Below are 19,069 nucleotides of genomic sequence, written 5' to 3' on the forward strand. Positions count from 1 at the left end.
TTTATTTAGAATTAAAAATTTGTTCTAATATTTTGATAGTAATTAAATAAGTTGGTTTAACACCAGTCGTTCCTAAACCGCCCGATGCCAACGTACTTCCGGTTTCCAATGGATTATCTGAAGCATAGTAAGCATAACGTACTTTTACATTTTCTGGTATACTTTTTCGTATTTTGGACGCCGATTGAATGGCTTTTTGATAATAAGCTCCTTCCATTTCCAACCCAATTACACCCCACGTAGATTCATGGAAAAACTTTAATAAATCTTTGTTTTGTAATGAAGTTCCTAAAACGGTGACCATTGGTCCGGCAAAAACCGGAATGTCATTGCCATAAAACATGTTAGGTGACAATTGATTTTCAAACGGATAATTATCGCCTGTTCCTTCGTTAATGTGTGCAGACGGAATCATGATATCTCCTTTTCCTCCCTGCAAAATACCGGCTTTTCCCATAATGGAAACCGATTCTACATTCAAAAAAGTTTGATTGTTGTTTTCTTTGTAAGCTTTTAACAACTCGTCAATGGTTTCATAGGCTTGTTCGCCAAAAGCATAATCCATGACAATCAAAACAGGTTGTTGTTTAGCTATTTTTGCTTTTGGAAAAGCTGTTTTAGAAAAATCTATTTTGGCTGTATCAAAGATTTGTACATCAATATTGGTCCCTGAAGTATCTAATAATGAAATCATACCACTTTTTAAAGCCACTTCTTCTACTTTATTTCGTAAAACATCCGCTCCGGATTTACTTAATTCTTCATAAATAAAGAAGTCTGTTTTATCTTTAAATTTGGATTTTAAAACCTGCGTTGCAAAAATTGAATTCATCACACTGTGCATGTTAGCACTAATAATGTGAATCGGTCGATCTAACAAGTTATTTTCTTTTAAAACATCTTTGATGCGGGTTGCCCAAAATTCTCCGTGAATGTGATGTCCTAAACGTTCTCTCAAAATCGGACTAAAAGTGATGGTTCGTTTGTTATTATCAATTACTTCTTCAATGGCTAATTTTCCTAACCAATAGATAATATGTAAAAAACGATCGGGTTTTTCAGTGGAGCCAAAAGCATCATAAATATCTAATACTTCCGAAAAACTTCTTCCCAATACATTTGAGGCATGTGAAATCGCTTTTTCTTTATCAATTTGAGATAATTTTTTTCCCTGTAAAACATAGTGTTCTACTTTCTGCCAATCACGCGTTACTTCAAATTGATTTTCATCTAATAAAACACGATCTTTTATTTTATGTGACTCGATGAAAATAAACGTCAAATGCGTTAAAATATCATAAATATCGGAACGGCCTCGTGTTATTTCCACATTCATTTGTTCCTCGTCGATTCGGTAACAGTTGCGTCTTCTTTTAGGAGGAACTATCGCTTGAAAATGCGATTTTGAATAGCCTTCGTCGGAAGTTAAATTGATGTATCTACACTCTTCTATTCCAACCGGAAGACGTTCAATCACATATAATAATCCGTTTAATTCAACTTTTTCTTCGGCAATGGAACCATAAATTTCAGGTCGCAATTGCAATAAAGCTTCACGCAACGTTTCACCGGAAACACCCATCGGTTTATAGAAACCTCGGTTGAACAAGTGACGCATGGTGATATATAATCGCTCAATAGCAGCCGATGATTCTTGTGCTCTTGAACGGGATATGTTTTTTATTTCTTTCATGTATTTTTAATTTCTAACCCGCAAAGTTACGTTTTTTTATATTGGTTCAGAAAATCAGCAATTTTTCTATCATTACTCAAACGCGGCAATTTATTTTGTCCACCTAATTTTCCAATCGATTTCATATACTCTTGAAAACCGTTTTGAGCAACTTTTGTAATGACTAATGTTCGCAACACTTTACCGACAATCAAATCGTCATAATAGGTGTTTTGTTTTCGCATCGCATTATCGATTTTTAAAGCAAATGCTTCTAAATTGTCTGGTTCATTTTCAAACTCGATAAACCATTCGTGATAAGGTAATCCGGTTTCGGGTGAAATTTGTGGAGCAACCGTAAATTCGTTTACTCGAATGGTTGTTTCCTCCATGGCTTCTTTCAACGCATGTTCTGCTTCTTTGCCAATAACATGCTCTCCAAATGCGGAAATAAAATGTTTGATTCGCCCGGAAACAATCACACGATGCGGTTTTAATGATGTAAATTGTACCGTATCGCCAATGTTGTAGGCCCAAAGTCCGGCATTAGTAGAAATAATGAGTGCATAATTCACTCCTAATTCCACTTCACCAATGGTATATCGTTTAGGATTTTCGGTAAAAAATTCGTCGGTTTTGATAAATTCATAAAACATGCCGGCATTCAATAAAAGCAACATTCCTTTTTCGTTTTGCTTGTCTTGGTAAGCAAAAAATCCTTCAGAAGCAGGAAACAATTCTACCGAATCAACTTTTCTCCCTATTAAATTTTCAAATTTAGCTCGATACGGTTCAAAATTAACTCCACCATAGACATACAAACTGAAATTTTTAAACAGTTCGCCTACTTTTTTTCCTGACTTTTCATGTAATTTTTCAAAATACATTTGCACCCAAGCCGGAATACCTGAAATAACGGTCATGTCTTCCTTTATGGTTTCATCAACAATGGCATTAACTTTAGTTTCCCAATCGTCTATGCAATTGGTTTCCCACGAAGGCATTCGGTTTTTTAATAAATACTTTGGCACATAATGGGCTACAATACCTGACAATCGACCCAATTTGATTCCATTTTTTTCTTCTAAAATGGGGCTTCCTTGCAAGAAAATCATTTTTCCTTTGACAAAATCGGCATTTCCGGTTTCATGAATATAACTTAGTAACGCATTTCGAGCGGCTTGAATATGAAACGGTATTGATTCTTTAGTGAGTGGTATATATTTTGCCCCGGAAGTTGTTCCCGATGTTTTGGCAAAATAAATCGGTTTGCCTTTCCATAAAACATCGGATTTTCCTTCCACAACCAAATCAACATAATCACGTAATGCTTCATAATCCCTAACCGGAACCTTTTCTGCAAAATCTTGAAAGGTTTTGATTTTCTCGAAATGATGATCTTTACCAAACTTGGTTTTAGAGGCTTCTTTAATCAGATTTTGAAAAACTTTTTGCTGAGTTTCAACAGGTTTTGATGCCCATTTTTTGGTTTCTTTTGCTATTTTTTTAGCAAATAATTTGGCGGCTAAAACTTTAATTCGCATGGTTATTCAAAATCAATAAATTGAGAAGGGTCGATCGTAAATCCGTCTTTCCAAAGTTCAAAATGCAAATGAATACCGGTTGATTCTTTTCCGGTAGATCCTGCCAATCCAATTACTTCTCCTGTTCGCACCACATCACCTTGGGTTTTGGTCAATGTGGCTGCGTGTTTATAAACGGATAAAATGGCATCCCGATGTTTGATTATAATTACATTTCCGGTAGTGGGTGTCCAATCAGCAAAAACAACGGTTCCGTTGGCAACCGCCTTTATTGGCGTGTCTTTAGGAACGGCAATGTCTACTGCAAAATGCTTATTTTTTGCACTGTATTTTTCAGTAATATGTCCTCTAACCGGGGGAAACAAAACCAAGTTAACTTTTGACTGAGCTTTTTCAAAAAGATTGTATTTATCCTCTAAAGCCACTTGTTCTCTTAGTTTTAATTCTTCCTTTGACGGATTTAATTCATCTTTGGAGATGTCAACATTTTCTGAATTTAAAATTGAATCTTTGTTGAACTTAGCGTACTCTAAATCACCGGTCAGAATTTTTTTTATTGATTGAATATACAATTCGTTTTTTTTAACTTCTAAAGCCAAAGAATCTGATTTTACGGCCAAAAATGTTGCGTCTTTTTTTAATTTATTGGAGGCATAACCCGGAATAAATTCTCTTAATGGTGTAAAAGCAATAATATAAGTTGTGATGGAAATAATTAAAATAGCTGAAATAGTTACTACCACAAACACATTCATCAAATTAAGTTTTAATGAAAAAATCTCTTCAAAAGATTCTTCATTCAAAATAACCAAACGGTTTTTGGTGAACAATTGTTTTTTAAGTCGTTGTCTTTTTAGTCTTTTAGCAGACATATTTTTCTTTTAATATACAAATATAGGAATTAAAGCTACTTTAAAAAGCGTCTATATTTTTGTTTTACACAAATATATTGCACTTTAACGCTGTTTTTAGTTAAGAATTGTTTATAATCTAACCAAGTACATTAAAATATTTTTACCTTTGTGGTCTCAATTAAGATATTATGAATGCATTAGCTATATTTTTAGGTTTTGTTGGTCCTTGGCAGATTGGTTTGATTATTGTCGTGGTTTTACTTTTATTCGGAGGAAAGAAAATTCCGGAATTAATGAAAGGTTTAGGAAGCGGCATCAAAGAATTTAAAAACGCCGCCAAAGATGACCAACCGGCTAACAAAAAAGAAGAAGAGAAAAAAGAATAACTTTTATTTACTTTTAAATAAAAATCCAAACACGAATTTTGAATTTGTGTTTGGATTTTTTTTATAGTACCATTGTCAACTGAATTCGCTTTCGCACTTCATCCACTTCCACTACTTTTACTTGCACATGTTGGTGTAATTTGACTACTTCATTCACATCCGAGACAAATCCGGCTTTGAGTTGCGAAATATGAACCAATCCGCTTTCTTTTAATCCAATATCTACAAAACAGCCAAAAGCAGTAATATTATTCACAATTCCGGGTAGAATCATTCCGGTTCTTAAATCGGACATTTTTTTGACATTGGGGTCAAATTCAAAAACTTTGGCCGCTTTTCTGGGGTCAAGTCCGGGTTTTTCTAATTCTTTTAAAATGTCTTTGATTCCCAAAATTCCAATGGTTTCATTCGTGTAATTTTCGGGGTTTATCAACCCAATTTTTTCTTTATTTCCAATTAAATCCGATAAGGATACTTTTAAATCTTTCGCCATTTTTTCCACAATTGAATAGGCTTCCGGATGAACAGCTGAATTATCCAACGGATTTTTTCCGTTTTGAATACGAATAAAAGCAGCGGCTTGTTGAAACGCTTTTTCGCCCAATCGAGGTACTTTTTTCAACTGTTTTCTATCTTCAAAAGGACCATTTTCAGAACGGAACGTTACAATATTCTCAGCCATTTTTTCACCTATTCCGGAAACATAACTCAACAAGGATTTACTGGCAGTATTTAAGTTGACCCCCACCGAATTTACACAACGAACGACAACCGTGTCCAATTCCTCCTTTAATTTGGTTTGGTCCACATCGTGCTGGTATTGCCCTACCCCGATGGATTTGGCATCTATTTTTACCAATTCAGCCAACGGGTCGGCCAAACGTCTTCCAATGGATACCGACCCTCGAACCGTGACATCATAATTCGGAAATTCATCTCGTGCTATTTTGGAAGCGGAATACACCGATGCTCCGGCTTCGGAAACCACAAACACTTGGATTGGCTTGTCAAACGCAATTTTTTTTATGAAAAATTCGGTTTCACGACTGGCTGTTCCGTTTCCGATGGAAATGGCTTCAATGTTATAGGCATTCACCATCGAACGGATTTTCTTCATCGCCATCACATGTTCATTTTGTGGCGGATGCGGATAAATGGTTTCGTTGTATAACAAATCGCCTTTTTCATCTAAACAAACTACCTTACAACCGGTGCGATAGCCTGGGTCGATGGCTAAAATTCGCTTTTCTCCTAACGGCGGAGCAAGTAACAACTGACTCAAATTTTGAGCAAATACATCAATCGCTTTAGCATCTGCTTTGGTTTTGAATTCTTGTAAGGTTTCATTGGAGATAGCCGGTTCTAACAAACGTTTGTAGCTATCTTTTATAGCTAACTTCAATTGATGTGCCGTTTCTTTGTTGTTTTTAATCGTATTATTTTCGATGAATTCGATAGCTTCTTGTCCCGAACCTTCGGGATCAATTTCGATATTCATTTTTACAAAACCTTCTGCTTCGGCACGTAACATAGCCAATAATCGGTGCGATGGTGCTTTTGAAAGTGGTTCGGCCCAATCAAAATACTGATTGAATTTTTGTGCGGCTTCGTCGTCTTTTTTGCTTTTTACCACTTTGGTAGAAACAATCGCTTTTCGCTGAAATAACCGTCGAAGATTTTTTCGAATAAACGTGTTTTCATTGATCCATTCGGCAATAATGTCTCGTGCTCCTTGTAACGCTTCGTATTCATTAGCTACTTGATCATTCAGGTATTTTGAAGCGATGAATTCAATATCATCGCTGTTTTGAGCCATGATGATTTTGGCCAAGGGTTCCAATCCTTTTTCGCGAGCCACGTCGGCTTTGGTTTTTTTCTTCTTTTTATAAGGTAAATAAAAATCTTCGATTTCTTGTATATCGAATGAATTTTCAATTTTTTGTTTTAATTCCGGTGACAATTGTCCTTGTTCGTCAATTGACTTTAAAATGGATTCTTTTCGTTTTACAATTTCTTCAAATTGTTTATTGAGTTTAAAAATCTGTTCAATTTGCACCTCATCCAGATTCCCGGTTTGGTCTTTTCGGTAACGGGAAATGAAGGGAATTGTGCAGTCTTCGTTTAACAGATTTATAGTGTTTTCGATTCCTCTGGTGGGAAGTTGTGTGGCGTTTTGGATATACTGAATATTATTCATTAGGTAATAAATTCTAGATAATTTTGTTTATTAATTACTTCAAATGTTGCTTCCGGATAGGCTTTTGCAAAAGCAATTGGAATTTTAGATTTTTTATTTTCATTCCATTTGAATTCAAAAGCATTGATGCTATCTGCTTCGGTTTCCAGCCAATCTAATTCTTGTTGGTCGTAAGTTCGCCAAAAATAATTCTGTTTTGACATTTTTTGATAGGCTTGTTTTTTCATTCGTTCAGAAGCGAGGTAGTTTTCCCATAAATCACCTACATCGGTTCGGTTATTCAACGTTGTAAAATTATTAATAATGGCATTTCGGATTCCATTATCAAAAAAATACCAACGGCTTGATTTGGTGATTTCTTTGCGGAGATTTCTTGAAAAACCTTCTACTTTGAACAAAATAAACACTTTAGACAACAAATCTAAATAACGTTCCACTGTATTTTTTGACATTTGCAATTGATTTCCTAACTCTTGTAATGAAACTTCTTTACCAATCTGAAAAGCAATCAATCGCAACAAATCATAAATTTTATCAGCGTTTTTAATACCTTCAAAAATTAAAATATCTTTTAATAAATAAGCATTTACTATTTCTTTTAAATACTCTTTTTTTTCGTCCCACGATTCATAATGGGTTAACTCTGGATAGCCACCATAAAGTAAACGGGTTTCTAAATTTTCAGTTGTCTGTTTATAATTTTCAAATTGTTGAAATTCCTGCTGAGCTAAAGGAAATAAATACAATGTGCTTTTTCTTCCTACCAATGGTTCTCCTAATTTATTAGCTAAATCAAACATTGACGAGCCGGTTGCAATGACTTTTATTCCATCTATGGTATCGACTATGAATTTCAAAATCAGACCAATATCTGTAATATTTTGAGCTTCATCAATAACCAAAAGGGAAATATTTTGCAACAATTTTGAATAGTTAGCCAAACTTCTTTCCTCCAACAAACGAGCATCGTTTACGTCTTCACCATTTAGTTGAAGTACTTTTTCCTCAGCATTTTCTAAATATTTTCTTATCAGTTGCGTTTTGCCTACGCGTCTTGCTCCCAATAAAATTAATACTTTATTCGGTTTTAATTTGGAATGAAAATCAGCTAAAACAGCTCTTTTGTAATAATTCATTTTTAAAATTGAATTAGCATTGAAAGAACAAAGATAGTAAAAAAATGTAAATTCCGTCAGTTGATTGACGGAATTTGGCTAAATTGAGTCAGTTAGTTGACGGAATTAACGAAAATTTAATCCTGCACAATAAAATCCTTCGGGTCAACTTTTTGAAATTCCGGCTGGATATTTACATGGTTGATGTTGAATTTTTCATAAAGAACTTCTTCAATTTCATGTAACAAATCGTTGAATTCACTCATTTTGATGTCGGCGGCACAATCGAGATGAGCCTCTAAATGCAATTCTTCTTCGTTTAAATGCCACACATGAATGTGGTGCAATTTCCCCACTCCTTTGATTTGATGCACTTCACGAATAATATCTTTAATATCAATGTTGTCCGGTGTAAATAGCATCAACATTTTAGTGGATTTTAGAAATAAATCAAATCCTACAACTATTAGATAAACAGCAATCAACAATGTCATCAGACTGTCAACCCAATAAATTTGATAATATTTCATTAACAATCCTCCGGTTAAAACCGCTACCGAGGCCAACATATCGGTTAACAAATGCAAATAAGCCGATTTCATGTTCAAATTATGAGCCGCATCTTTACGAAGTAATAAAACTGAAAATCCGTTTACCGCAATTCCTAAAAGAGCCAACCAAATTACTAAGTTAGATTCAATGGGTACTTGATGCATCAATTTTAATATCGCATGATAAATTAATATAAATGCTACAATAACTAATGTAGAGGCATTGATAAAAGCCGCAATCAATTCAGCTCTTTTGTAACCAAATGTGTGATTGATAGAGGCTTTTCTTCGGGATAATTTATGAGCCACCAAACTAAAAATGAGCGAAAGCACATCAGAAAAATTATGTAATGCATCTGAAATTAAGGCCAAACTTCCGGAAACAATTCCGCCAATCACCTGAGCGATGGTAATTAAGGTATTCAGTAAAATGGAATAAATTAAATTATTCCCTTTTACGTTATGCTTGTGGATTTTTGGGTTGGTGGACATTTGGTTTTTTGTTTTTTAAAACCATTAAGGAATTAAGGTTCATTAAGTTTTTGTTTCTTAATATCACTTAATTCCTTAATGCTTAAATTGTTATGAACAACTTATTTTATTCACTCTATTCTGATGTCTTCCGCCTTCAAAATCGGTTTTCAAAAACATATCCACCATTTCCACCGCTTGCGGAATCGAAGTAAATCGTGCCGGAATACTAATGATATTCGCATCGTTATGTTGTCTGGCCAAAGCAGCGATTTCTTTCGTCCAACACAAAGCAGCTCTAATGCCTTGATGTTTGTTTACCGTCATAGCAATTCCGTTTCCGCTACCACAAATGACAATGCCAAAATCGGCTTTTCCTTTTTCTACATCAGTGGCTACAGGATGACCAAAATCGGGATAATCCACGCTATCAGTGGTGTTGGTTCCGTGATTAATGACTTCGTGGCCATTTTTTTCTAAAAATTCAACGATGGCTTTTTTATAATCCGGGCCGGCGTGATCGTTTCCAATGGATATTTTCATGTGTTGTTGTGTTGTTATTTTTATCTTTACAAAAATAATCAAATTCAATCAGGTTAGGATGAAATTTAACGGTCAGGTTTGTTCGTTTGATGATAATGCTTTGTATTGGGAATTACACATCCCTATTCCGGAAAATGTCTTTTCAACTTTAGTTGAGTTAGCCAAAGACAAACGTGTTGTTTGTACCTTGAATAGAGATTTTTCTTTTCATTGTGCGATGTTGCCAAAAGGAACCTTTCATTATATATTATTGAATAGAGCAATCTGCAAAAAACTAAATCTACATTTGAATGATGATGTGGAAGTAGAATTAGTAAAAGACGAAAGTAAATACGGTATGCCGCTTTCTGAGGAAATGCATGAAGTTTTATTCAGTGATCCGGAAGGAAGTGATTTATTTCATCAACTCACACCCGGCAAACAACGAACATTAATTCATGTAGTGAATAAATACAAAAGTTCACAACTTAGGATTGAGAAATCATTCGTAATTTTAGAGCATTTGAAAAGTCGAAAAGGGGTTTTGGATTTTAAAGGGTTGAATGAGGATTTCAAGAATTTTAATAAAAACTTTTAAGTAAATTTAATGAGTACATTCTTTTTCATTTTTTTTGTTTTTATAGCTTTTTTAGTGATTTATTCCCTTTATTTTGGTGATAATAAACCAAAAAAAGTAATAAAAAAGGAAAGTATTGATTATAAAAAAGAAGATCATATTGAGGAAGGAATGTTATATGATCCAGAAACAGGATGCTTAATAACTCTTGATCAAGCACAAAGTGGTGTTTGGGATATCGGTAGTTGCAAAAAAATTGATTTTCCAAACCAAGATAAGGTACAACTTAAACAAGTAATTGAATATTTTACAAAATTAAAATTCAAACAAATAAAACAAAACTATGCAGAAGACTCTGAAAATGAATATGATAAAATAAGTGTGTTATTCCAAGATTGCCAAATTCTTCAAAAATATGAAGATTGGTTTTGTACCGAAGTATTTGAAATAAACAATTATTGCTGGTTAATCATTTTAAATGTTTATTATAAAAATATAAATGAGGAACAAATTCTGTTATTTATAAATAACACAAAATCCACTGGACATTATCAATTTCTTGAAAACGATTTAGAAAATCGATTATTAAAATTACTACATCCTGAAAAAGATTTAATTCTTGATAATTACATTACCAATACCATAGAAAAATCAAGATTTACAATAGAAAATAAAGCTATTTTATCTCAAATAAAAGGTTATAAAAACTTAGATGTTGAGTTATATAAAGGAAAAATTTTAATTAAATCAAAAAGGCCGGTTTGTTTAGAAGATGCTAATATATTAGTTGAAATTAATGAAAAACTTAACATATCTAGAAGTGATTAACTACGATTACATCATCCTAGGTTCCGGATTATCCGGTTTGCTTTCCGCTTATCGGATGGCGAATGATGCTTGGTTTGATGATAAATCAGTAGTAATCATTGATAAAGAAATCAAAAATCAAAACGATCGAACCTGGTGTTTTTGGGAAGAAGCTAATGGCGAGTTTGATTCTATTTTATCTAAAACCTGGGAAAAAGCATTCATAGGAAATCAGGATTTTCAACAATCATTTGAAATGAATCCTTATTTATATAAAATGATTCGAAGTAGTGATTTTTATCAATTGGTGTTTGATGCTATTTCAGCGAAATCTAATTTTACTTTTATTAATGATAAAATTTTAAGTTGGAAAACGAATGGAAATTCGGTTGAAGTTCAAGGAAAAAATAAATCCTATAATGGATATTATTTATTGAATAGTTTTTTTGACGTCAATCCTGTTCTTAACCAAAAAAAATACCCTTATTTAAAACAACATTTCATCGGATGGTTTATTAAAACCAAAACCGAAATTTTTGATGATTCGGAAGTAAAATTCATGGATTTTACGATTGAGCAAAGTGGTAATACGCGTTTTATGTATGTTTTGCCCACCTCTAAGAACGAAGCCTTGTTTGAATATACGTTGTTTTCGGAAGATTTATTGGAAAATTCGGAATACGAAAAAGCTATTCAAAATTATCTTCACAATTTAGGAATAAATGAATATGAAATTGTAGAAAAAGAAGCCGGAAATATTCCAATGACGTGTTTTCCTTTTGATAAACAAAATTCAGAACGCGTTTTATTCATCGGAACAGCCGGTGGTTGGACCAAAGCCAGCACGGGTTTTACGTTTTTCAACAGTAAAAAAAAGTCGAAAAAATTGGTGGAATTTTTAAAATCGAATCAAAATCTTTCCCGGTTCAATAAAAAAAACAGGTATTGGCTCTATGACTTAATTTTGTTGGAAGTTTTACATCAAAATAATGAATTGGGAGCCCAACTTTTTGGGACACTTTTTCAAAAAAATTCCATTCAAAATATCTTCCGATTTTTAAATGAGGAAGGAACTGTTGTCTCCGATTTAAAAGTGATGTTAACGTTACCTAAATGGATTTTTATCAAAGCTACTTTTCGAGCGTTGAGGAAGTTGGTGTGACTGTTGTCTGTTATCCGTTATCTGCAAACGGTTGACTGACAACCGATAACCGATAACAGACAACTGTACCAAACGTTAAATATTCACATTGTTAACAGTATTTCATAATTGCTTGATATTCAGCTAACATTAAATTAACATAAGTTGTTCATAAATTCAGATAGAATTTTAGAAGTATTTTTACGAAGTATAGGTTTTTTTTCTAATCAAAAATTGAATTGAAAAAATCAACTTTAGTTTTGATTTTTTACTTTAAAATTATCAACTTTTTGAAATCAGTTTTCAACAGTTTTTCTCAACAAACTTATTCATAATTTGCATCAAAAATTGGATGTTAACAACTGTTAATAAAAACTAAAAAAATAGTCATATTCAATATTTTAACTATTCAAAAAGGTGTTGATAATTATGTAAAACAAATTAAAACTGCATTTCAAATTATTTCTCAAAAAAGTTTTTCTACAAATTAACACGCTATAATAACCATCATAAAATTTAAATTAATTTAAAATTTCTTTTTGTTGTTTTTAATGAATGTTGAAAACTTACTGATTTTAGAATGAAGAATAACGATTGAAGATTTTTGAAGTACGCTATTTTATAAATCTTTGTTCTACTTAAAGTAAAAAAATATGTTCTGTAGTTTCCGTGTTTTCTGAGAGAACTAAATCATTCCACAATTCGTAAATGACTTTCTAAATTATCAATTATATTTCGTACTACTTCCACATCATTTTGATGCACTTTCAATTTAATACCACCGTATGCTATACTCGCAAAAGGATCAATCGAAACTATCGTTTCATTTTCAAAAAAGAACTGAATACCTTCGTTTTCTAATACGGTTTTTAAAACGGCAATTTCTGTGGGTAAAGTAAATACGGCTACGGTTACAAAGTCTTTCATTTTTCAAATTTTCATAAAGATACAAAAGTTATATTTTCAATAAATCTACTTTCTAAATTCTATTTTCTCCCATCTTATTCGTAATTTTCAACCTTATTAGAAAAGAATTATGAGTAAGAAACCCAAAAAATTAGGTAAAAAGAACAAAGATTTTACTGCACAAATATTTAAAATATTATCCAAAGAACCCAATAAATCATTCAATTACAAACAAATAGCGGCTGTTTTAGAATTATCCGATACTAAAAGCAGAAACGAAATTATTCGCGATTTAAAAATTCTTAAAGCCCAAGATAAAATTCATGAAACCGAAATTGGCAAATACCAAATGGTTTCTAAAGCCGAATACTACGAAGGAACCATCGACATGACTTCGCGTAAAACCGGCTATTTTATTTGTGATGAATTGGAAGAAGATGTATTCATTCCATTCATCAATTTAAATCATGCATTGGATAACGATAAGGTGAAAGCGTATATCTACAACCGAAGAAGCTCTCGCCGACCGGAAGCAGAAGTATTAGAAATTTTAGAACGAGCCAAAACTGAATTTGTAGGTGTAATTGACATTCAGAAAAATTTTGCTTTTGTCACCACCGCCAATGCTAAAATGTACACTGATATTTTTATTCCTAAAAATAAAATTGGTGAGGCGGAGCATGGCGATGTGGTTTTAGTAAAAATGGAAGATTGGCCGAAAAAAGCCGATAGTCCGTTTGGTTCTGTGGTTAAAGTATTAGGAAAACCGGGTGAACACAACACCGAAATTCACGGTATTTTAGCCGAATATGGTTTGCCGTATGATTTCCCGATTGAAGTTGAGGCGTATGCTAACAAAATTGATACTTCTGTTACTGAAGAAGAAATAGCCAAACGTCGCGATATGCGAAAAACATTAACGTTTACCATTGATCCGAAAGATGCAAAAGATTTTGATGATGCCTTATCGTTTGAAAAATTAGACAACGGAAATTATGAAATTGGCATTCACATTGCCGATGTTTCACATTATTTGCAAGAAGGAACTATTTTAGATGATGAAGCGTATAAACGAGCTACTTCGGTTTATTTAGTTGATCGTGTTGTTCCGATGCTTCCGGAAGTGTTAAGCAACGACGCCTGTTCGCTGAATCCACACGAGGATAAATTTACGTTTTCTGCCGTTTTTGAAGTTTCACCTAAAGCAGAAGTGGTTAAACAATGGTTTGGAAGAACCGTGATTTATTCTGATCAGCGATTTTCGTATGAAGAAGCTCAACACCTTATTGAAACCAAACAAGCTATTATTCCGGCGGAAATTTCATTAACCGGAAAGGATTATAAAACACCTCAACCTATTTTAGAAGCCACTTTGAAATTGGATGAATTGGCTAAAATTCTGCGTCAAAAACGTATGGCCAACGGTGCTATTTCCTTTGATAAAGTGGAAGTAAAATTCAATTTGAATGAGCAAGCCGAACCGGTGGGTGTTTTCTTTAAAATTTCTAAAGATGCCAATCATTTAATTGAAGAATTTATGTTGTTAGCCAATCGAAAAGTGGCAGAATTTATCGGAAAACAAAAGAAAACCTTTGTTTATCGAATTCACGATGAACCGAATGAAGATAAATTAATCAACTTGCAAACAGTGATTTCGAAGTTTGGTTATAAAATCAATTTCAAGTCGAAACAAGATATTTCTAAATCATTGAATAATTTATTGAATGATGTGGTGGGTAAAAAAGAGCAAAATTTAGTTGATACATTAACCATACGAAGTATGAGTAAAGCGGTTTATTCTACTGAAAACATTGGTCATTACGGATTAGCATTTGATTATTATTCGCATTTTACTTCGCCTATTCGACGTTATCCGGATGTTATGGTACATCGTTTGTTGCAGTATTATTTGGATGGAGGAAAATCAGTATCCGCAGAAGTTTATGAAGAAAAATGTGCTCATTCCTCCGATATGGAAAATTTAGCTGCTAAAGCGGAACGGGATAGTATCAAATACATGCAAGTGAAATACATGCAAGATCATCAAGATCAAGAATTTTTAGGCGTAATTTCCGGTGTAACCGAATGGGGAATTTATGTAGAAATCATCGAAAACAAATGTGAAGGAATGGTGCGAATCCGTGAAATTAAAGATGATTATTATGTGTTTGATGAAAAGCAATATGCATTAGTAGGCGAAGTTTCTAAAAACATTTTACAATTAGGCGACGAAGTTTACGTTAAAGTAAAAAATGCCGATTTGATAAAAAAACAATTGGATTTTCATTTTATTAGAAGAAAAGAATAGTTTTTACTTATACATAACTTTAATAATATCACCATATAAGATATATAAGTTTTCACATTCTTGAACTTAAATGACTTATATGGTTGATAAGATTGTTTTATTTTTACTACTTAAATTTATACAATGGTATTATATTTGAACTAATCAATCATCAAAATCATCCTATCATGAAAAAAATCATCTTCCTTTTTATTTTAACTACTTCTCCCCTTTTTGCTCAAACAGTAACCAAAAGTCCGGGCGATTTTACAACGGTAAAAATATTTGACAGAATTTCAGCTCAGCTTATTCCATCGAATGAAAATAAAGTGGAAATCAAAGGTTCCAGAGCGGCAGAAGTAGAAGTGGTGAATAATAATGGCGATTTAAAAATCCGCATGCCACTCACCAAATTGTTAAAAGGTGAAACCATTGAAGCGACCGTTTATTACAAAAAATTAGAAGGTGTAGAAGCCAGTGAAGGTTCGTATGTTAATGCAGAAAAAACAATAAAAGCGGTTAATTTTGAGTTGAATGCCAAAGAAGGAGCAGAAATTAAAATTGCGTTAAATGTGCAAAAATGCAACAGCAAAGCTTCCACCGGCGGAAAAATAAACATTACCGGAACTACTCAAAATCAGGAGGTTATCGTTACTTCGGGAGGTGAAGTAAATGCTAATAAATTCAATTCCAATCAAACTACTGTGAGTATCAATGCGGGTGGAAATGCCAGTATTCACGCCACTGATTATGTGGATGCAAAAGTGAGAGCGGGTGGATATATTTACATTTACGGAAAACCAAAACAGATTGACCAAAAAACAGTTTTAGGCGGTTCTATCAAAGAAATGAACTAAGAAAGGTGTTCATTTGAATTTTAAATTTTAAATTAGCATTTAGAAAGTTTCGTAACCTGAAACTTTAAACCTGAAACTTTTTTCAATGCTTAACGATATTTTAGCTGCCATTCCTTGGGGAATTCTTTTGGCTTTTACCATTGGGCCGGTTTTTTTTGTATTGATCGAAACCAGTATTACTAAAGGTTTTAAAGCGGCTATGCTATTTGATTTAGGCGTTGTATTTGGCGATTTGGTTTTTATACTTATCGCCTATTTCAGTACTAACCAATTGTTGGAAAAACTTAAAGATGACCCAAGTCTGTTTATTTTTGGTGGTGTAATCATGTTTGTGTTTGGGTTAATTTCATTTATTAAAGAAAAGAAAAGTAAAAAGAAAAACCTCAACCCGGAATTTGTAGCCGATTCGATTCCGAAAAACAATTATTTAGCACTTTTTTTTAAGGGATTTTTACTCAATTTCATCAACATTGGTGTATTAGGTTTTTGGGTGGGAATCATTATCGTTTTTGGTCCTCAAATGAATATGAATCCCGGTCGCATTGTCCTATTTATGTCGGTTATTCTCATTACTTATCTTATTACCGATATCATCAAAATCATCTTAGCTAAACAACTTAAAAACCGATTAACGCCGTATATCATTTATAAAATCAAACGTGTAATCAGTGTGATTTTAATGATTTTCGGATTCTTTTTAATCATTCAAGGATTTTTTCCGGAGGAAAAGGAAATGATAAAGGAGAAAATTGAGAAGATGAAGGAGTGATAGTTATGAAAAAATTTCTTCTTATATTTTGTTTATTTTTTTGTCAATTTTTATTGGCACAAAATGATTCTGTAATTGTTTCAAAGCCAAAAATAGGAGTGATTTCTGTTGATAAGCTGAATGTAGTTTATAGAGGAATTCAAAATCCAATTTCGATTGCTGTTCCAAACGCAAAATCATTTACTGTTTCTGGATTAGGGGTAAAAGAAGAAAATGGTAAATATTTTATTGTTCCCGGACAAGGAAATGAAGTGATTGTCACTTTAGAAATTATTTTAGAAGATGATTCAAAAGTGATAGAAGAACATATTTTCAGGATAAAAAATATTCCTCGTCCTTTGGGTAAAATAAATAATAGAAATTGTGATAACTATGTAACAATGGATATAACAGAGCTTAAAAATGCAAAAATTTCAGTTTATCAGGATGATTTTCTATTTGACTGGAATTTTGAAGTAACAAGTTTTGTGATTAAAAAGGAAAAAAAGCCCGCTATTATAGTAGATGGAAATACTATCAATGAAAATACTCTAATTGAATTAAATAGATTAAAAAAAGGAGATATAATTACAATAGCAGCTATTAAATACAAAGTGTCTCCAAATATTAGTGGTCTTTGGCCTAATATTCCACCAATTCTGATATTAATTTCTGATTAACCACTTAAGGTACAGTTAAAAATAAAATTAAAACACTAATTTTCCTTGAAGCTTTCAGGGTCATCACCCTACCGATAGCAATCGGGAGAACCGGGTTAGACGGTTTTGCGTTATCTTTAATTTAATTTTTTCTAAAAATTTAAAACAAAAAAAAGAGCTACCAAATTGGTAACTCTTTCAGAGGCATCGCCCGGATTCGAACCGGGGTAGACGGTTTTGCAGACCGGTGCCTAGCCGCTCGGCCACGACGCCTTATCATCGGATGGCAAATGTAAATAAAAAGTTTAAAGTTAAAAAGCTAAACCTTAAAAAACTTTTGTAAAAGTAACCTTATTCTTAAAGTTAAGAGATTCCTCATTCTTCGGAATGACAATTTTACGCAGGAAAACCCGCAAACTACTAACTCCCTACTCCCAACTATCAACTCCTGTATTCTTCCATCACCACCGTAACCGCTTCTACATCGCCACCAATAGGCGGATTCAGTTTAGAAACCGAAACGATTACACGAGAAACCGCAGCAATTTCATCAAAAATACGTTTGATGATACGATGAGCAACGTGTTCTAATAACTTGGAACGAATAGCCATTTCCTCCACCACAATTTTGTTCAGGTGAACATAATCTACTGTATCGTGTAACTCATCAGAAACCGCCGACTTTCGCATATCGGTTTTAATTTCCAAATCTATCGAATAATCAGAGCCGATTTTGCTTTCTTCCATCAAACAGCCGTGAAACGAAAACGTTCGGATGTTTTGTAATTTAATTGTTCCCATTTGTTGTTTTTAATAGGTACACGGACAGTTGCTGATGCCTTGGAAAATATCTATCCCAAGCGTAACCATGTGCGTACCCGAATTGTAATTCACCAATTTGTTGAGCGTAATTTGATAGGAATAAGCAAAGTAGAAATTACTTCTTTTTAATCCCAGCATCGGTCCAATGTTCAACGGTTCCAACAATTGATCATTTAAAAACCGATAGGAAACGCCTGCCCAATAATAATCCTCAAAGTTATAAAAACGCAGCTTTAAATTCAAGTCGGTAGTTGATCTTTGATCACTTTCAAAATATTGAAAAAAGCCGGAAGGTTCCACTTCAAAATCACTGTTGGAACTACTCCGCCATTTATAACCTGAAAACACTTGATAATTACGTAGTTCTAAAGGTTCAATATCATTAAAAATATCTACATTTTTGTTTAATAAATTCGCTACGGTAAAACTTCCGTAGAAACCATTTTTACGATACAAAAAACCCACATCTATGTTGTGGTTTGTTAATCGTCTGTCATCAACCACGGCCATATCTTGACCGGTAAAATTTTCTATTTCAATTCGAAACTGATTTAATGCATACGAAATTCCAAACGAAACAAATTGTTCGGCATATTTATCAATTACAATATGATGAGCAAAACTCACTTTTGCTCCGGATTGACGGGTATTTCCGTTTTTATCGTTGTACAAATACAATCCAATTCCGGATTGGTCATGAATTCGCATATCAGCAGCAAGTGACATGTTTTCGGGAGCGTTTTTGATGCCTACCCATTGTGTAAATCCGTTGGCTCTTATTTTTACATGGTCGCCAATTCCGGCATATACCGGCGAAATAATAAAAGGATTATCGGCTAAATATTGCGTAAAAGAAGGTAGGTTTAATTCCTGTGCTTTTCCGTTTAGAAAAGCCAGCAAAATGAAAAATGGGGCTATTTTTTTCATGGTTGTAGGTTTTGGGGTTAAACCAA

18 protein-coding genes and 1 tRNA gene are annotated in these 19,069 nt (G+C 33.3%); 8 read left to right on the plus strand and 11 right to left on the minus strand.

The genetic code is table 11. The features are described from left to right. Position 1: 1 nt before the first annotated feature. Genes EQG68_RS05225 through EQG68_RS05235 form a run of 3 tightly spaced genes read right to left on the minus strand, consistent with a single transcriptional unit; the run spans position 2 to position 4,088 of the window. On the minus strand, positions 2-1,693 hold the full coding sequence (locus EQG68_RS05225; protein ID WP_129463728.1) for a DUF6909 family protein: 1,692 nt from the start codon (positions 1,691-1,693) through the stop codon (positions 2-4). Positions 1,694-1,719: 26 nt separating this feature from the next. Then, a complete protein-coding gene (locus tag EQG68_RS05230; protein WP_129463729.1) occupies positions 1,720-3,216 on the minus strand; it encodes a GH3 auxin-responsive promoter family protein in 1,497 nt (498 codons plus the stop codon). Between the two features lie 2 nt (positions 3,217-3,218). Continuing rightward, positions 3,219-4,088 carry a M23 family metallopeptidase gene (locus tag EQG68_RS05235; protein WP_129463730.1) on the minus strand — a complete coding sequence of 290 codons (870 nt, stop codon included), beginning with the start codon at positions 4,086-4,088 and terminating at the stop codon, positions 3,219-3,221. 170 nt (positions 4,089-4,258) lie between these two features. Here EQG68_RS05235 and EQG68_RS05240 point away from each other — a divergent pair, with 170 nt between their 5' ends. Further along, complete coding sequence (locus tag EQG68_RS05240; RefSeq protein WP_129463731.1) at positions 4,259-4,456, plus strand: Sec-independent protein translocase subunit TatA/TatB; 198 nt, start codon at positions 4,259-4,261, stop codon at positions 4,454-4,456. A gap of 61 nt (positions 4,457-4,517) precedes the next feature. On the opposite strand, the gene EQG68_RS05245 is transcribed toward EQG68_RS05240, so the two are convergent. The 4 genes from EQG68_RS05245 to rpiB form a co-directional block, all read right to left on the minus strand. Next, positions 4,518-6,653, minus strand: a complete 2,136-nt coding sequence (locus EQG68_RS05245) for a Tex family protein (protein WP_129463732.1) — start codon at positions 6,651-6,653, stop codon at positions 4,518-4,520. Next, positions 6,653-7,789, minus strand: a complete 1,137-nt coding sequence (locus EQG68_RS05250) for an ATP-binding protein (protein WP_129463733.1) — start codon at positions 7,787-7,789, stop codon at positions 6,653-6,655. The genes EQG68_RS05245 and EQG68_RS05250 overlap by 1 nt, the downstream gene beginning before the upstream one ends. 116 nt (positions 7,790-7,905) lie before the next feature. Then, positions 7,906-8,811, minus strand: coding sequence for a cation diffusion facilitator family transporter (locus EQG68_RS05255; protein WP_129463734.1), 906 nt, complete (start codon positions 8,809-8,811; stop codon positions 7,906-7,908). 90 nt (positions 8,812-8,901) lie between these two features. Beyond that, on the minus strand, positions 8,902-9,333 hold the full coding sequence (gene rpiB / locus EQG68_RS05260) for a ribose 5-phosphate isomerase B (protein WP_129463735.1): 432 nt from the start codon (positions 9,331-9,333) through the stop codon (positions 8,902-8,904). 58 nt (positions 9,334-9,391) lie between these two features. On the opposite strand from rpiB, the gene EQG68_RS05265 reads away from it, so the two are divergent. From EQG68_RS05265 to EQG68_RS05275, 3 genes are read left to right on the plus strand one after another with little or no spacing between them, the layout of a single operon-like run. Beyond that, the gene (locus EQG68_RS05265; protein ID WP_164975392.1) at positions 9,392-9,910 is read left to right on the plus strand and encodes a DUF1905 domain-containing protein; all 519 of its coding nucleotides are present in this window, start codon (positions 9,392-9,394) and stop codon (positions 9,908-9,910) included. Between the two features lie 9 nt (positions 9,911-9,919). After that, a complete protein-coding gene (locus tag EQG68_RS05270; protein WP_129463737.1) occupies positions 9,920-10,717 on the plus strand; it encodes a hypothetical protein in 798 nt (265 codons plus the stop codon). After that, complete coding sequence (locus tag EQG68_RS05275; protein ID WP_129463738.1) at positions 10,686-11,858, plus strand: lycopene cyclase family protein; 1,173 nt, start codon at positions 10,686-10,688, stop codon at positions 11,856-11,858. The genes EQG68_RS05270 and EQG68_RS05275 overlap by 32 nt, the downstream gene beginning before the upstream one ends. 669 nt (positions 11,859-12,527) lie before the next feature. Here EQG68_RS05275 and EQG68_RS05280 read toward each other — a convergent pair. Then, entirely contained in the window at positions 12,528-12,764 is a 237-nt protein-coding gene (locus tag EQG68_RS05280; RefSeq protein WP_129463739.1) for a DUF2007 domain-containing protein, read from the minus strand. A gap of 109 nt (positions 12,765-12,873) precedes the next feature. On the opposite strand from EQG68_RS05280, the gene rnr reads away from it, so the two are divergent. The 4 genes from rnr (at position 12,874) to EQG68_RS05300 (ending at position 17,315) form a co-directional block, all read left to right on the plus strand. Then, complete coding sequence (rnr, locus tag EQG68_RS05285) at positions 12,874-15,051, plus strand: ribonuclease R (RefSeq protein WP_129463740.1); 2,178 nt, start codon at positions 12,874-12,876, stop codon at positions 15,049-15,051. Positions 15,052-15,218: 167 nt separating this feature from the next. Continuing rightward, positions 15,219-15,887 (plus strand): head GIN domain-containing protein, encoded by a 669-nt coding sequence (locus EQG68_RS05290; protein WP_129463741.1) that lies wholly within the window; start codon positions 15,219-15,221, stop codon positions 15,885-15,887. Positions 15,888-15,972: 85 nt separating this feature from the next. After that, complete coding sequence (locus tag EQG68_RS05295; RefSeq protein WP_129463742.1) at positions 15,973-16,656, plus strand: LysE family translocator; 684 nt, start codon at positions 15,973-15,975, stop codon at positions 16,654-16,656. Between the two features lie 5 nt (positions 16,657-16,661). Beyond that, positions 16,662-17,315 carry a GldM family protein gene (locus EQG68_RS05300; RefSeq protein ID WP_129463743.1) on the plus strand — a complete coding sequence of 218 codons (654 nt, stop codon included), beginning with the start codon at positions 16,662-16,664 and terminating at the stop codon, positions 17,313-17,315. Positions 17,316-17,496: 181 nt separating this feature from the next. Here EQG68_RS05300 and EQG68_RS05305 read toward each other — a convergent pair. From EQG68_RS05305 to EQG68_RS05315, 3 genes are all read right to left on the minus strand, one after another. Continuing rightward, positions 17,497-17,567: transfer RNA gene (locus EQG68_RS05305), tRNA-Cys, on the minus strand. Positions 17,568-17,735: 168 nt separating this feature from the next. After that, positions 17,736-18,095, minus strand: a complete 360-nt coding sequence (gene folB / locus EQG68_RS05310) for a dihydroneopterin aldolase (RefSeq protein WP_129463744.1) — start codon at positions 18,093-18,095, stop codon at positions 17,736-17,738. Positions 18,096-18,104: 9 nt separating this feature from the next. Further along, a complete protein-coding gene (locus EQG68_RS05315; RefSeq protein WP_129463745.1) occupies positions 18,105-19,043 on the minus strand; it encodes a PorP/SprF family type IX secretion system membrane protein in 939 nt (312 codons plus the stop codon). Positions 19,044-19,069 lie beyond the last annotated feature (26 nt).

The organism is Flavobacterium piscinae (assembly GCF_004122145.1).
GTDB lineage: Bacteria > Bacteroidota > Bacteroidia > Flavobacteriales > Flavobacteriaceae > Flavobacterium > Flavobacterium piscinae.

Excerpts from the sequence above, each read along its gene's own strand:
- EQG68_RS05245 (WP_129463732.1), bottom strand. The coding sequence starts at position 6,653 with ATGAATAATATTCAGTATATCCAAAACGCCACACAACTTCCCACCAGA.
- EQG68_RS05280 (WP_129463739.1), bottom strand. The coding sequence starts at position 12,764 with ATGAAAGACTTTGTAACCGTAGCCGTATTTACTTTACCCACAGAAATT.
- EQG68_RS05265 (WP_164975392.1), top strand. The coding sequence starts at position 9,392 with ATGAAATTTAACGGTCAGGTTTGTTCGTTTGATGATAATGCTTTGTAT.
- EQG68_RS05275 (WP_129463738.1), top strand. The coding sequence starts at position 10,686 with ATGAAAAACTTAACATATCTAGAAGTGATTAACTACGATTACATCATC.
- EQG68_RS05300 (WP_129463743.1), top strand. The coding sequence starts at position 16,662 with ATGAAAAAATTTCTTCTTATATTTTGTTTATTTTTTTGTCAATTTTTA.
- EQG68_RS05225 (WP_129463728.1), bottom strand. The coding sequence starts at position 1,693 with ATGAAAGAAATAAAAAACATATCCCGTTCAAGAGCACAAGAATCATCG.
- folB (WP_129463744.1), bottom strand. The coding sequence starts at position 18,095 with ATGGGAACAATTAAATTACAAAACATCCGAACGTTTTCGTTTCACGGC.
- EQG68_RS05250 (WP_129463733.1), bottom strand. The coding sequence starts at position 7,789 with ATGAATTATTACAAAAGAGCTGTTTTAGCTGATTTTCATTCCAAATTA.
- EQG68_RS05290 (WP_129463741.1), top strand. The coding sequence starts at position 15,219 with ATGAAAAAAATCATCTTCCTTTTTATTTTAACTACTTCTCCCCTTTTT.
- EQG68_RS05270 (WP_129463737.1), top strand. The coding sequence starts at position 9,920 with ATGAGTACATTCTTTTTCATTTTTTTTGTTTTTATAGCTTTTTTAGTG.
- EQG68_RS05255 (WP_129463734.1), bottom strand. The coding sequence starts at position 8,811 with ATGTCCACCAACCCAAAAATCCACAAGCATAACGTAAAAGGGAATAAT.
- EQG68_RS05230 (WP_129463729.1), bottom strand. The coding sequence starts at position 3,216 with ATGCGAATTAAAGTTTTAGCCGCCAAATTATTTGCTAAAAAAATAGCA.
- EQG68_RS05240 (WP_129463731.1), top strand. The coding sequence starts at position 4,259 with ATGAATGCATTAGCTATATTTTTAGGTTTTGTTGGTCCTTGGCAGATT.
- EQG68_RS05315 (WP_129463745.1), bottom strand. The coding sequence starts at position 19,043 with ATGAAAAAAATAGCCCCATTTTTCATTTTGCTGGCTTTTCTAAACGGA.
- rpiB (WP_129463735.1), bottom strand. The coding sequence starts at position 9,333 with ATGAAAATATCCATTGGAAACGATCACGCCGGCCCGGATTATAAAAAA.
- EQG68_RS05295 (WP_129463742.1), top strand. The coding sequence starts at position 15,973 with ATGCTTAACGATATTTTAGCTGCCATTCCTTGGGGAATTCTTTTGGCT.
- rnr (WP_129463740.1), top strand. The coding sequence starts at position 12,874 with ATGAGTAAGAAACCCAAAAAATTAGGTAAAAAGAACAAAGATTTTACT.
- EQG68_RS05235 (WP_129463730.1), bottom strand. The coding sequence starts at position 4,088 with ATGTCTGCTAAAAGACTAAAAAGACAACGACTTAAAAAACAATTGTTC.